The organism is Brachybacterium halotolerans subsp. kimchii (assembly GCF_020792675.1).
GTDB classification, from domain to species: Bacteria; Actinomycetota; Actinomycetes; order Actinomycetales; family Dermabacteraceae; genus Brachybacterium; species Brachybacterium halotolerans.
Genome location: NZ_CP086254.1, coordinates 3,115,622 through 3,128,295, shown reverse-complemented (window position 1 = coordinate 3,128,295; position 12,674 = coordinate 3,115,622). Strand labels below are relative to the sequence as shown.

Annotated in this window: 12 protein-coding genes; 7 read left to right on the top strand and 5 right to left on the bottom strand. The window is 73.6% G+C overall.

Annotation, left to right across the window (positions count from 1 at the left end; translation table 11 throughout):
- Positions 1–125 precede the first annotated feature (125 nt).
- From Bra3105_RS14020 to Bra3105_RS14005, 4 genes are all read left to right on the top strand, one after another.
- Positions 126–515 carry an ArsR/SmtB family transcription factor gene (locus Bra3105_RS14020; protein ID WP_228357332.1) on the top strand — a complete coding sequence of 130 codons (390 nt, stop codon included), beginning with the start codon at positions 126–128 and terminating at the stop codon, positions 513–515.
- On the top strand, positions 512–2,437 hold the full coding sequence (locus Bra3105_RS14015; RefSeq protein WP_228357331.1) for a heavy metal translocating P-type ATPase: 1,926 nt from the start codon (positions 512–514) through the stop codon (positions 2,435–2,437). The genes Bra3105_RS14020 and Bra3105_RS14015 overlap by 4 nt, the downstream gene beginning before the upstream one ends.
- Positions 2,438–2,501: 64 nt before the next feature.
- Positions 2,502–3,398: a PHP domain-containing protein gene (locus Bra3105_RS14010; RefSeq protein WP_228357330.1), complete on the top strand. Its 897-nt coding sequence runs from the start codon at positions 2,502–2,504 to the stop codon at positions 3,396–3,398.
- A 260-nt stretch (positions 3,399–3,658) separates the two neighbouring features.
- The gene (locus Bra3105_RS14005; RefSeq protein WP_228357329.1) at positions 3,659–4,960 is read left to right on the top strand and encodes an ABC transporter substrate-binding protein; all 1,302 of its coding nucleotides are present in this window, start codon (positions 3,659–3,661) and stop codon (positions 4,958–4,960) included.
- Between the two features lie 19 nt (positions 4,961–4,979).
- Here Bra3105_RS14005 and Bra3105_RS14000 read toward each other — a convergent pair whose 3' ends face one another.
- Both Bra3105_RS14000 and Bra3105_RS13995 read right to left on the bottom strand, forming a co-directional pair.
- Complete coding sequence (locus Bra3105_RS14000) at positions 4,980–5,996, bottom strand: hypothetical protein (RefSeq protein WP_228357328.1); 1,017 nt, start codon at positions 5,994–5,996, stop codon at positions 4,980–4,982.
- Between the two features lie 30 nt (positions 5,997–6,026).
- Positions 6,027–6,566 (bottom strand): TetR/AcrR family transcriptional regulator, encoded by a 540-nt coding sequence (locus Bra3105_RS13995; protein WP_228357327.1) that lies wholly within the window; start codon positions 6,564–6,566, stop codon positions 6,027–6,029.
- Between the two features lie 188 nt (positions 6,567–6,754).
- On the opposite strand from Bra3105_RS13995, the gene Bra3105_RS13990 reads away from it, so the two are divergent.
- Positions 6,755–8,290, top strand: a complete 1,536-nt coding sequence (locus Bra3105_RS13990) for an MFS transporter (RefSeq protein ID WP_228357326.1) — start codon at positions 6,755–6,757, stop codon at positions 8,288–8,290.
- Here Bra3105_RS13990 and Bra3105_RS13985 read toward each other — a convergent pair.
- Positions 8,253–8,636, bottom strand: a complete 384-nt coding sequence (locus Bra3105_RS13985) for a DoxX family protein (RefSeq protein WP_228357325.1) — start codon at positions 8,634–8,636, stop codon at positions 8,253–8,255. The genes Bra3105_RS13990 and Bra3105_RS13985 overlap by 38 nt on opposite strands.
- A 44-nt stretch (positions 8,637–8,680) precedes the next feature.
- On the bottom strand, positions 8,681–9,364 hold the full coding sequence (locus tag Bra3105_RS13980; RefSeq protein ID WP_228357324.1) for a class I SAM-dependent methyltransferase: 684 nt from the start codon (positions 9,362–9,364) through the stop codon (positions 8,681–8,683).
- Positions 9,365–9,448: 84 nt separating this feature from the next.
- Between Bra3105_RS13980 and Bra3105_RS13975 the strand changes: the two genes are divergently transcribed.
- Positions 9,449–10,861: a glycoside hydrolase family 15 protein gene (locus tag Bra3105_RS13975; protein WP_228357323.1), complete on the top strand. Its 1,413-nt coding sequence runs from the start codon at positions 9,449–9,451 to the stop codon at positions 10,859–10,861.
- A gap of 41 nt (positions 10,862–10,902) precedes the next feature.
- Complete coding sequence (locus tag Bra3105_RS13970) at positions 10,903–11,838, top strand: maleylpyruvate isomerase N-terminal domain-containing protein (RefSeq protein WP_228357322.1); 936 nt, start codon at positions 10,903–10,905, stop codon at positions 11,836–11,838.
- Positions 11,839–11,860: 22 nt separating this feature from the next.
- Here the strand turns inward: Bra3105_RS13970 and Bra3105_RS13965 are convergent, their stop codons facing one another.
- Positions 11,861–12,673 carry an HAD family hydrolase gene (locus tag Bra3105_RS13965; protein ID WP_228357321.1) on the bottom strand — a complete coding sequence of 271 codons (813 nt, stop codon included), beginning with the start codon at positions 12,671–12,673 and terminating at the stop codon, positions 11,861–11,863.
- Position 12,674 lies beyond the last annotated feature (1 nt).

Genomic DNA, 12,674 nt, shown 5'->3' with positions numbered 1-12,674 from the left:
GCCTGCATCGCGCGGGCCGAGGACCTCGTGCGGGAGACCCGGGAGCACCTCGGCCGGAGGTGACCGACGGGCTCGGCAGACCAGAGCCCTGGACACGACCACCAGCACCTCCCTACTATCTTCGTATGCGCGAAGATACGAAGAAATGCACGTTCGACGAGCACAGCCAGTACGCGGACCTCGCAGCGGAGGTCTTCACGCTGCTCGCGGACGCCACTCGGGTGCGGATCATCCTCGCGCTGCGCGGCGGCGAGCTCACCGTCAACGACCTCGCCGAGCGCGTCGGCAAGTCGCCCACGAACATCTCGCAGCACCTCGCGAAGCTGCGTTGGGGGAAGGTCGTGCAGGCCCGCCAGGAGGGCAACCGCGCCTACTACAGCCTCATCGACGAGCATGCACGCCAGCTCGTCACCCAGGCCGTCATGCAGGCGCAGCACGTGGTGGGCGGGGTTCCGGAACATCACCGGGAGGACCTCGAGATCGGCTGCCCGCGGGATCGAGGGACGAGCGCATGAGCGCGGGCTCCCTGCTCGCGCGGATCGACCGCACCGATCTCGTGCGCATCGCGGTCGTCGCGGCGTGCGCGCTCGCGACGGCTCTGTTGCCCGCGTGGCCGCTCGAGCGGGTGCCCCTGATCGCGCTGGTCGGCCTGATGGTGGGCCTCTGGCCGATCCTGCGCGAGGCGTTCGGGGACGTGCGTGCGCGGCGGATGAGCATGGAGCTGTCGATGCTGCTGGCGATCGCGGCCGCCGCAGCCATCGGCGAATGGGTGACGGCGCTGATCATCGCGGCCTTCGTGCTCGCCGCCGAGATCCTCGAGGACCTCTCCATGGATCGCGGGCGCGAGGCTCTCACGGACCTGATGTCGTTCCTGCCCGAGTCCGTGCAGGTGCGGCGCACAGGAGCAGCGGAGAAGGACGGCTCTGCAGACGGCACGGCCGCACGACCGGGCGGCGGAGCGGGCACCGTGGTCGATGCCCCGGCGGACTTCCGGGACGTGCCGCTCGCGGAGGTCCGCGTCGGTGACACGGTGCTGGTCCCTCCCGGTGGCCGCGTTCCCGTGGACGGTGCCGTGATAGCAGGCGCTTCCGCCGTGGACGCCTCGCGCGTCACCGGGGAGTCGCTGCCGGTGGACGTCGGCCCCGGCGACGGGGTGCACGCCGGATCGGTGAACCAGATGGGCGCGCTCGAGGTGCGAGCCGAGCGCGTGGGCGAGGACTCCTCGTACGGGAGGATCGTGCGGGCGGTGCGCGAGGCCCAGTCGACCGAGGCCCCGGCACAGCGTCTGGCCGACCGTCTCGCCGCCTGGCTCGTCTACATCGCGCTCGCGGGCGCAGCGGTCACCTTCCTGCTCACGCGCGACCTCACGGCGACGATCTCCGTGATCCTGGTGGCGGGCGCCTGCGGAATCGCCGCCGGCACTCCGCTCGCGGTGCTCGCCGCGATCGCGCGGACCGCGCGCACGGGCGCCTTCGTGAAGGGAGGCGCGCAGCTCGAGGCGCTCTCGGCGGTGGACACGGTCGTCTTCGACAAGACCGGGACGCTCACCACCGGGGACCTTCAGGTCGTCTCCGTCCGCCCGGCCGACGGGATGTCGGTCGCCCGGCTGCTGCGCCTCGCGGGCAGCGCCGAGCTCTACTCCGAGCATCCCACGGGGCGCGTTCTGGTCCGCCGGGCGCGCGAGATGGGAATCCCCCTCGAGGCGCCGACGGACTTCGCCGCTCTGCCCGGTCGCGGGATCCGTGCCCGGGTGGCCGGTGCGCTCGTGGAGATCGGCGGCAGCGGGGACTCCCGGATCCAGGTGCGGACCGACGGGGCAAGGATCGGATCGGTCCGGCTCGCGGACACGGTGCGCCCCGGCTCGGCCGGCGCGATCAGCGCCCTGCGTGCCCGCGGGCTGCGCGTGCTCATGCTGACGGGCGACGCCCCGGCGACGGCGCACGCGATCGGCCGGGAGCTGGGCATCGAGGACGTGGAGGCCGGGCTCCTCCCCGAGCAGAAGCTCGCGCGGATCGACGCGGAGATCGCAGCCGGGCACCGACTGGCGATGGTCGGCGACGGCGTGAACGACGCTCCGGCGCTGCTGCGGGCCGACGTGGGCATCGCGATGGGCAGCGGCACCGACGTGGCGCAGGAGTCGGCTGGCGTCGTGCTGATCAGCTCCGACCCGGAGGACCTCGCGCGCACCCTGCTCATCGCCCGGCGCGCGCGGCGCATCGTGACGGCGAACTTCGCGGGCACGATCGCCGTGGACCTGCTGGGCATCGTCCTGGCCGCCGTCGGAATGCTGAATCCGCTGGCCGCAGCGCTCGTCCACGTGGGCAGCGAGACGGCCTTCATCCTGAACTCCGCGCGCCTGATCCCGGGCAGGAGGACTGGAGTCGGCAGCTCCGGCACGAGCTCCGAGCATCGACCGGTCGGATCCCTCGTGCGATGACGGGCGTGGCCCGGGCGGCAGGGCGGATCTTGTCGGCGCCCGGCGGACCCGCCATGCTCGAGCCATGGCGCCTTCCGCAGCTCACGACGACCGCCGCACCCCTCTGCCCGCCGACGCGCATGTCCACAGCGAATGGTCGTGGGACAGCGGCTCCGATCCCGACGCGCCGGGGCGCATGGATCGCACCTGCGCACAGGCGGTGCGGATCGGGCTCCCGGCGCTCGTGTTCACCGAGCACGTGGACCTGGACCCGTCCTGGCGGGCCGAACGGGGCGATCTGGGCGGTCATGCCGACAGGTATGTCGGCGGCGACGGGTACGTGCACGTCCCGTCCTTCGACCTCGAGGGCTACCTCGAGAACATCGAGCGGTGCCGCACACGGTTCCCGGAGCTCACGATCCTCACGGGAATCGAGTACGGACAGCCGCACCTGCACGACGATCTCGCAGCCGGTCTCCTCTCCCGCGGACGGTTCGATCGCGTGAACGGCTCGCTGCACACCCTCCCTTTCCCCGAGGGCGGCGGGAGCGAGGACCGCACGGAGCCGACGACCCTCTACCGTCACCGCTCCCCCGCCGATGTCATGGACTCCTACCTCGCGGAGATCCCTCGCATGGTCGAGGGATCGGAGACCTTCGAGGTGCTCACGCACATCGACTACGCGGTGAGGTCCTGGCCGGCCGAGATCGCGGGCCCGTTCGATCCGCGTGCGTTCGAGGAGGGCTTCCGCTCGGTGATGCGGTCGCTCGCCGCGACCGGACGGGCGCTCGAGATGAACACCCGGCGCCTGTGGCCCTGGATGCCGCAGTGGTGGGCGGAGGAGGGAGGCCGCGCCGTCGCCTTCGGCAGCGACGCCCATGTGCCGGAGGGCATCGCCGGAGGCTTCCGCGAAGCGGCAGCCATGCTCGAGCACGTCGGCTTCCGTCCCGGCGACCGCCCGTGGGACATGTGGCGGCGCTGAGCGGTGCCGGCCGCGCGATCGATCGAGCGGCCGGCGCGGCGGCACTCAGCGTCCCCGATGCGGCGGTGCGGAGGCGCGGCGGCGCGGTCCGCCGCCCAGGACTCGGGCCGTCCTTGATGATGCGCGGGCCGACGACCATGCTCATCCCATGGGGACGCGCCGACGACTCCTCACCCGCGGGCCCGCCACGACGGGCACCGCATGATCGAGACGACTCCGGCACCCCCGCCGGCAGCGACATCTTCGGAACGGAGCCCCGCATGCTCAGCCGCCGCCAGACCCTGCTGCTCCTCGCCTCCCTGGGCTCGGCATCGACGCTGAGCGCCTGCGGACCGAACCTCCCGTCGAGGTCGAACAGCGATCCGGACACGGTGCGCACCTACTGGTGGGGCGGCGATCTGCGCCATGAGCTGACGCAGCAGGCATTCGACCTCTTCAAGGGCTCCCACAGCGGCATCACGGTCACGCCCGAGTACAGCGAGTGGACCGGGTACTGGGACAAGCTCGCGACCCAGACCTCGGGCGGGAGCATGCCGGACCTCCTGCAGATGGACGAGAAGTACATCGACTCCTACGGGACCCGCGGCGCCCTGCTCGACCTGGAGACGCTCGGGGACGTCCTGGATCTCTCCGGCATGGAGAAGAGCCTGCTGGACACGGGCCGCCTCGAGAACGGGACGCTCGTCGGCGCGCCTCTGGGCACGGGCATCCTGTCGGTCGGGGTGAACTCCGACATCCTCGAGGCGTCGGGAGTCGATGCACCCGAGGACACGTCGTGGACCTGGGACGACCTCATGCAGACGTCCGCGCAGATCAGCGAGTGGGCGGCCGACGAGGGCAAGGACATCGTGGGCCTGGACGGCTTCGGTCAGGGCGGTGACCAGCTCGCGGCGTGGGCGCGCCAGTCCGGCGAGCAGGTGTTCCCGCGATCCGACGAGACCCTGGTCAGCCTGGACACGATCGCCTCGTTCCTGGACTACTCGAAGAAGCTCGTCGACGCCCGCGCCGTCCCCTCCGTCTCGGCGCAGATCGAGGACACCGCGGCGGGCGTCGAACAGGGGCTGTTCGGCACCGGCAGATCCGCATTCCACCTGCAGTTCCATACGCAGATCCAGACGTTCCAGACCTCGTCGAAAGCGCACATGACGCTGTGGCGCCTGCCCGCCCTCACCAGCGGGAGCCCTCGCATGGTGAACAAGGCGTCGATGTACTGGTCGATCTCGTCGCGGTCCCGGTCGGCGCAGAATGCGGGCCTGCTCATGGACTTCCTGCTCACCGATCCCGGCGCCGCCAAGGCCCTGAAGATCGAGCGCGGTGTGACGGGGTTCCCCGAGGTGCAGGACGAGATCGAGCCGGACCTCGACGAGATCGAGACCGTCTGCCTGGACTTCGCGCGGGACGTGCAGAAGGAGGTCGCCCCCACCCCGCGGGTCACGCCCACCTCCGGCGTCGGCTTCTCCGACGACTTCACCCGGCTCTCCCAGGCCTACTACTTCGGCAGCCAGTCGCTCGAGGACGCCGCCCAGGCGATCCTCAGCTCGGTACAGGGCATGCAGTCCTGAGTCCGTCCGGCGACCCCGATCAGCCGGATGCGCGGGTCCGCGAGATGACGACGACCCCCATCGCCGCGAGGGCGGCCAGGCCCGCGCACCACTGCAGGAGCCCCGGCGGCGCCGTCATCCCGAGCAGCGTCGAGACGACGCCCACGAGGATCGGGACGGCGAGCCCCAGGAGCGCGTTGAAGGTCGCCCCGGCCCGCACGATGATCCGGGCCTGCAGCAGGTAGACCGGCACGTAGACCACGATCCCGAGGGCCACCAGCACGAGCAGCGCGCGCAGCGTCAGGCGGTCGCCGCCGAGCATCGCGAGGAGAGCCCAGAGCATCAGCGGGACCACTCCGATCCCATGGATCGGGAGGATCCTGCGGGCCATCGACCCGCGGAACCCGCGGTTCGCACGGGCGAAGGCGACGCCGTACCAGGAGATGAGGAGCATCGCCGCGAGGGCGCAGGCCGCCCCGGCGACGGGATGCTCGCCGCCGACCCCGGCGCCGCCGCCGTGCCCGCCATCTGGTCGCGCCGCGACGTAGAGCGCCGTCGCGGCGACCGCGGCGAGCGTCGCCGCGATCTCACGCCGATGCGCCCGCCCCGCACCGCTCGCGGCCTCCATCGCCAGCACCACCGCCGGGCCCAGCGTGAGGATCAGCGCGGGCATGTCGGGGCCGGCCAGGGCGATGGCCGCCGTCGAGGCGATCGTGTAGCCGGTGACCCCGGCGAGCGCGAGCAGCACCGTGGTGCGCGCGGGCATCTCCGGCACGGCCGTCGCCGCGGGGTCGGACGTCGCCGCAGGGTCTGACAAGGCCCCGGACGACGGATCGCCGTCGGCCCTCCGACCGCGGGAGGCGAGGGCCGCGAGGACGCCGAGCCCCATCACGACGAAGATGCTGCGGCCCGCGGAGACGAGCGGGACCGGCGCATCCTGCAGCGCGACGGCGACGAGGATCCAGGTCGAGGCGAGCAGCAGGACCAGCGCGAGCGAGGACAGCAGAAGTGCGGGTCCGTGCCGGGGGCCCGCTCCCGGCGGCTCGGCGGCCGTCACCCGGGCCCCGCGCTCACCACGGACGCGCCCTCACGCGGTGCCGTCCCGCAGCTGTGCGACCACGCCGAGCAGTCCCTCCATGGCCTTCGCCCGCACCACGTCGCCCGCCTGGAAGGCGGGGTCGAGCACGGCGTTGTAGTAGAGCCCATCGCCGATCAGCATGATCGCCTCGGCCCGGGCGTCGTCGCCGACCTCCTCGCGGATCAGCGCGAGCCATCCCTCGCGCATGTCGGCGAAGGCCTGGTGCACGGGCGCTTCGTCCCTGCCGGAGAGGCGGGTCGCGGCTACGAGCGTGCGGTCGAAGGGGGTGTCCTCGAAGACGGAGGTGCGCACGAAGTAGGCGGAGGGACCGTCGGGCGCCTCGGCCATGAGCTCGACGTCCTGCGCGGCGCGCTCGCGCATCCGCTCGGCGAGACCCTCCACGAGGGCCCGCTGGGAGCCGAAGTGGTAGAGCAGCCCGCCTTTGGACACCCCGGCCTGGGCGGCGACGGCGTCGAGGGTCGCGGCGCGCTCCCCGTCGCGGATGAGGATCTGCTCGAGGGCGTCGAGGACGTCTTCACGTGCGGACATGACCCACACCATAGGCCCCGTTGTTTACTGTACCGTCTGGACGGTTTAGTCTGGGGCGGGTCGACGCGAGGCGCTCCGCGCCCGTCGGCCCCGCATCCGCTTCCGCACCCATCCCGCGCCCCGGGCATCCAGACCTCGCCGCGCACCCAGATCGCCCCGCGCGTCCACCGCTTCGAAGGAGGAAGACCATGACCATCACGAGCCCCATCCCGGTGATCGGCACGTCGACCTCGCCGCGGCGTCGCTGGGCCGCCCTCGCAGTGCTGATGCTCCCCGTGCTGCTGGTGTCGGTCGACAACACCGTGCTGTCCTTCGCGCTGCCCTCGATCTCCAAGGCGCTGCGCCCCTCGGGCACGGACCTGCTGTGGATCGTCGACGTCTACCCGCTGCTGCTGGCCGGCCTGCTGGTGCCGATGGGCAGCCTGGGCGACCGCATCGGCCGACGCCGGCTGCTGCTGATCGGCGCCGCCGGCTTCGCAGCCGTCTCCGCGCTCGCGGCCTTCGCGCCCAGCGCCCTCGCGCTCATCGGCCTGCGCGCCGCGATGGGCCTGTTCGGCTCGATGCTCATGCCCGCGACGCTCTCGCTGATCCGCAACATCTTCGAGGACCCGCGCGAGCGCCGCACCGCGATCGCCCTGTGGGCTGCGGGCTTCTCGGGCGGGGCTGCCCTCGGCCCGATCCTGGGCGGCTTCCTGCTCGAGCACCTCTGGTGGGGCTCCGTGTTCCTGCTGGCCCTGCCGATGCTGGTGCCGCTGCTCGCGCTCGCGCCGATCCTCGTCCCCGAGTCGCGCGACCCGCAGCCGGGGCCCGTCGACCCGCTGAGCATCGTGCTGGCGATGGCGACCATGACGCCCTTCGTCTGGGCGATCAAGACCGCGGCCGACGCGGGCGTCTCCACCCCCGTGGTCCTCGCCGCGGGCGTCGCGGTCCTCGCGGGCGTCGCCTTCGTGCGCCGCCAGGTCACGCGCGCGGAGCCCATGCTCGACGTGCGCCTGTTCACCATCCCGGCCTTCAGCGCCTCGGTCACGGCGAACCTGCTGAGCGTGTTCTCGCTGGTCGGGTTCCTCTACTTCCTCTCCCAGCACCTGCAGCTCGTGAGCGGCCGCTCCCCCATGGAGGCCGGCTTCCTGCTGCTGCCGGGGCTCGTGGTGACGATCGTGACCGGGCTGCTCGTGGTGCGCGTGGTGCCGCGGATCCGGCCCGCGCACGCGATGGCGGCCGGCCTGCTCATGAACGCCGTCGGCTACGGGATCGTGCTGGTCACCGGCACGACCGGGTCCGACGGGGCGCTCGTGCTCGCCTTCGCCGTGCTCGGTGCGGGCGTCGGCACCGCCGAGACGATCTCGAACGACGAGATCCTCAGCGCCGTGCCCGCCCGCAGGGCCGGCGCGGCCTCCGCGATCTCGGAGACCGCCTACGAGACCGGCGCGGTGCTGGGCACCGCGATCCTCGGCTCGATCCTCAACGCGGCCTTCCGGGCGCACGTCGAGGTGCCGTCGGCCCTGCGGGGCGAGGCGGCCGACGCCGCCGGGCAGACCCTGGGCGGCGCGACCGACGCGGCCCGCTCTCTGGGCGGCGGCACCGGTGCGGCGCTGCTGCGCTCGGCCCGGGACGCCTTCGACTCCGGGGCCGCCTATACGGCCGGCGTGGGTGTCGTGCTGATGGTCGCCGCCGCGGCGATGGTGCTCATCGCGATGCGGGAGCGCCGTCCCGCGCGACGCTGACCCCCTGGGCGATGAGCACGCCCTGCAGGGGCAGGCGCCCGAAGGCGATCGCCTTCCGCACCGCGGATCCGTGCCGGGAGTCCCAGGCCATCTGCACGTTCGCGGGGAACACCGCCACGAACAGGGCGACCGACGCCGCCCCGCCCAGGCGCCGGGTGGGGCGCGCGGCCAGCATCCCGGCGATCGCGAGCTCCGCGACGCCCGAGGCATAGGTGTAGGCCCTCGCCCCGCCGGGCAGCGCCGGCGGGACGATGCTGTCGAAGGGCGCGGGCTTCGCGAAATGCATGACCCCGGCCCCTGCGAGCAGGACGGTGAGGAATCGCCGGGTGCGGGTGGAGCTCTTCATCCCGCCAGGCTATGCCGCGGGGCGACCGCCTGTCGTCGCGAGCATCACGCCGGCCTGGTCCATGCGAGCGTGTGGCGGAAGGCCAGCCGACGCCGCGCGGTGAGGCCCGGCAGGATCGGGGCGGCCCGCCGCTCGAGCTCGTCGAGCGGGATGCTGGGGTCCTTGACCGGGATCGCGGTCCGCGCCGCGGAGTCCGGGTCCTCCCGTGCGGGCCAGGGATGCTTCACGGCGCCGATCAGCGGGTTCGTCGCCATCGATGCGACGTCCCAGGCGTGGTCGCGCAGCGAGGTGGGCGGGGCGAGGCCCACGCAGAGGAAGCGCCCGCCGGGGGCGAGGAGGTCGCGCACCCGGGTGAGGGCCTGCTCGAGGTCGAGGTGGTGCAGCACCGCGATCATCGTGATCAGGTCGTAGGGTCCCTCGAGGTCCTCGAACGGCGTCTCCGGGATGCTCACCTGCGGGAGATCCGCGGTGCGACGAACAGCGGCCTCGCGCATCCCGGGATCGCGGTCGATGCCCTCGACGCGGTCGAACCACGGAGCGAGCTCGACGAGCAGACCGCCCCGGCCGCAGCCGACGTCGAGCGCGGAGCGGCGCCTCCTTGGCAGTCCGTGCAGGATCCAGCTGTGGAAGTGGTCGTTGTGGTTCCACGGGTGCCGTGCGTTGAGGTCGCGCAGCGCTCGTGAGGCGGCGGCGCCGACGCGGGAGTCGAGGTGGTCGCGGATGCCCATGCGCCCCTACGGTACGGCGCGACCGCCCGAGGAGCACCGGGGATCGCACTCCGGCATACTGTCCCGAGCAGGGAAGGGGGTTCGATGACGCATGGAGCCGCGCTCCCGGACACCCCGGCGCCCCGCCCCACGCGCCGCCGCGCGCTGCAGACCCTCGGTGCGGGCGGCGCCGTGATCGCGCTCGGCGGCCTCGGGGCCGGAGCCCATCGCCTGCTCGGCGCGCACCTGCCCGGCAACGCGAGGATCTCCCTGTACTCGAGCACCGTGGCCCTCGACGGGGACGGGCGACGCAGCCTCGTCGGACCCTCCTCGCACGCGTCGTCGGTCGGGACGGCCGCGGCCGACGATGCGGCGCCCCGCGCCGTCCCCGGCACCCGACTGCTCGCGGGGACGCCGGCCGACTCCCCCGCCGCCCGTCGGGCAGAGGCATTCGTCGACGGCGCCGCCGCCTGGCTCGCGGACGTCCCCGAGGACTTCGCCGACCTCGCGCGCGGGGCGGTCTGGGACCTCTGGGCGCTCAGCGACGGCCTGCCCGCCCCCGTCGCCGGCTGGTCGAGGAGCTGGCGGTACATCTGGCCCCGCGACACCGCCTTCTGCGCGGTCGCGCTCGCGCGCATCGGCCACGCGGACACCGCCCTCGAGCACCTCGCCCACCTGCAGGACCTGCAGTCGGCCGACGGCTGGTTCGAGGCCCGGTTCTCCCCCACCACCGGCGAGGCCCCGGACGAGCGCCCGCGCCAATTCGACGGCACCGGCCTCTCCCTCTGGGCCGCCGCCGAGGTGATCGATGCGCAGACCGGCCGGGCCCGGGCATCGGCACGCCGCAGGCTCGACCCCCTGCTCACCACCAGTCGCGACGCCCTGCTGCGAGCCACCGACGACGGCACCCAGCTGCCGCCCGTCTCCCCCGACTACTGGGAGGTCAGCGAGCGCGCGGTGACGCTCGGGATCATGGCCTCGACCCTCGCGGGCCTCGAGGCCTCCGCACGGCTCGAGGGGACGGGAGGCCGGGCGGACGACGTCGGGGCGGACAGTGCCGGGACGGCGGGGGCTGCGGCCTTCCGCCGCGTCCTCGTCTCCACCTTCGGCCCCCATGGCTTCCAGCGCCGCGCCCGCAGCGGCGGCGCGGACTCGGCGCTCGCCTTCCTCGATGCGACCGGGAGCCACGGCATCGTGGGCGCCGACCAGCTGCGCGCTCTGCGCACGTCGCTCGCGCGGCCCGCCGGAGGCATCGCCCCCGGTGCGCGGTGGCGCCGCGACGGGGTCAGCTGGACGCCGTCGACCTCGCTGCTCGCGCTCGGCCTCGCCCGCGCGGGCGACGCGGACGGCGCGCACGACCTGCTGGGATGGCTCGATCGGCACCGCACGCCGGACGGGTCGCTCCCGGAGAAGGTCCTCGCCGATGGCTCACCGGCCGCGGTCGCACCGCTGGCATGGACGGCGGCGAACGTGCTGCTCACGCTCGACGCGCTCCGCAGGAGCTCGGCGCAGGACTGAACTGCGTTGCCGGGTATCCGGCGGAGTGCTTGACTGGACGCATGACTCAGGCCACAGACCTCATCACCGAGGAGGCCGAGCGCTTCGCCGATGCACTGCGCGGACCGGACCCCTCCGCCCCCGTTCCCACCTGCCCCGACTGGACCGCCGTCGACCTGCTGTGGCATCTCACCGAGGTGCACGAGTTCTGGGCCGGCGTGCTGGGCAGCGGCGCACTGACCGACGCCGACGCCGAGGCGGTCGACGCCGCGAAGGCCCCGCGCCCCGAGGGACCCGGCGCCCGCAACCAGCTCGTCGAACGCCGCGAGCAGGCCACCGCCGCGCTCCTCGCGCAGCTCACCACGCGCGGCGGGGCCGAGGCCTGCTGGTCGTGGTTCCCCGCCGACCGGACCGTCGGCTTCACCCGGCGCATGCAGGTCCACGAGGCGACGGTGCACCGGGTCGACGCGCAGCTCACCGCGAACCTGCCGGTGACCGCGATCAGCGAGGATGTCGCGACCGACGGCATCGACCACGCGGTCGGCGTGATGTGGGCCGGGAGCTGGGACTGGATCCCCGAGTGGGCGGAGGTCGAGCCGCTGGCCGTGCTCTGCCTGCAGGTGCGGGACGGTCAGGACGACGGCGACGGCACCACCGGGGCCGACCCCGACAGCACCGACGACGGCATCGAGGTCGAGATCGCCCGCTGGCACGGGACCCGCCCGCGCGACGGCGAGGAGTTCTCGCAGCTGCTCGCCCGCCCGCTGCCCGCGGACGGGACGACGGCGCCGCAGACCCTCGGGGACGGCCCGGCCGACGCCGTCGGCCGCCTTCCCCGCGCGAGCGCGAGCGGCCGCGCCCTCGCGCTCTACCTCTGGCTGTGGGGCCGGGAGCGCGCGCTGGACGTGCTCGCGGACGGCCCGCAGAGCGTGGAGATCACGGGCGATGCGGAGGCGGTGCGGGCGGTGCGGGAGCGCGTCGCCCAGGGCATGGACTGACCCGAGGGCCACGCTCCTCCGGTCACGCCCCGGCAGGCTCCGGCAGCAGGGAATCGAGCGCCTCGGCGACGCCGTCCGCGCTGTTCTCGGCGCACACGCGGTCGGCGACCGCGAGTACGTCCGGGTGTGCGTTCGCGACGGCCCAGCCGGTTCCGGCCCACTCCAGCATCGGGATGTCGTTGGGCATGTCGCCGAAGGCCCACACCTCGCCTGCCGCGATGCCGAGGTCCGCGCTCCACACCTCCAGCGCCCGCGCCTTGGTCACGCCCGACGGGCCGATCTCGGCGAGGCCGCCCTCGCACGAGGTCGACAGCAGCGCCATGTCGCCGAGGAGCACGCGCACCCGCGCCAGGAACTCCCGCTCCCCCAGCTCGTCGCTGCGGGCCAGGAGCTTTCCGACGGGGCCGGGCACCTCCTCGATGGGGCCGACGGACGCCGCCTCGGTGCGCAGCACCCCGGCGGGAGTGCCGCCGAGATAGTCGGGCTCGCGGTGGGCGCCTCCCGCGAGCTCCGCGCTGAAGCGGATGCCGGGGATCTGCCGAAGCCGCGCGGCGATCTCACGGACCGTCTCCGGTGCGATCGCGTGATGGCTGCGCACCCGGCGGTTCGCCGCGTCGTAGACGAAGGCCCCGTTCAGGCAGAGCACCACGCCGTGGGCGCCCGTGATCCCGGCCAGGGCATCGACCCAGCGCGGCGGGCGCGCCGTGACCAGCACGGTCTCGATGTCGTGGTCCCACAGGGCCCGCCAGGTGCGGGCGGTGCGCTCGGTGAGGGCGCCCGCATCGTCGAGCAGAGTGCCATCCAGATCGGAGGCGACCAGACGAACCGGGGACATG

Bases quoted from the DNA above. Each gene is read 5' to 3' on its own strand.
- Bra3105_RS14020 (WP_228357332.1), top strand. From the start codon at position 126: ATGCGCGAAGATACGAAGAAATGCACGTTCGACGAGCACAGCCAGTAC.
- Bra3105_RS14015 (WP_228357331.1), top strand. From the start codon at position 512: ATGAGCGCGGGCTCCCTGCTCGCGCGGATCGACCGCACCGATCTCGTG.
- Bra3105_RS14010 (WP_228357330.1), top strand. From the start codon at position 2,502: ATGGCGCCTTCCGCAGCTCACGACGACCGCCGCACCCCTCTGCCCGCC.
- Bra3105_RS14005 (WP_228357329.1), top strand. From the start codon at position 3,659: ATGCTCAGCCGCCGCCAGACCCTGCTGCTCCTCGCCTCCCTGGGCTCG.
- Bra3105_RS13995 (WP_228357327.1), bottom strand. From the start codon at position 6,566: ATGTCCGCACGTGAAGACGTCCTCGACGCCCTCGAGCAGATCCTCATC.
- Bra3105_RS13990 (WP_228357326.1), top strand. From the start codon at position 6,755: ATGACCATCACGAGCCCCATCCCGGTGATCGGCACGTCGACCTCGCCG.
- Bra3105_RS13985 (WP_228357325.1), bottom strand. From the start codon at position 8,636: ATGAAGAGCTCCACCCGCACCCGGCGATTCCTCACCGTCCTGCTCGCA.
- Bra3105_RS13980 (WP_228357324.1), bottom strand. From the start codon at position 9,364: ATGGGCATCCGCGACCACCTCGACTCCCGCGTCGGCGCCGCCGCCTCA.
- Bra3105_RS13975 (WP_228357323.1), top strand. From the start codon at position 9,449: ATGACGCATGGAGCCGCGCTCCCGGACACCCCGGCGCCCCGCCCCACG.
- Bra3105_RS13970 (WP_228357322.1), top strand. From the start codon at position 10,903: ATGACTCAGGCCACAGACCTCATCACCGAGGAGGCCGAGCGCTTCGCC.
- Bra3105_RS13965 (WP_228357321.1), bottom strand. From the start codon at position 12,673: ATGTCCCCGGTTCGTCTGGTCGCCTCCGATCTGGATGGCACTCTGCTC.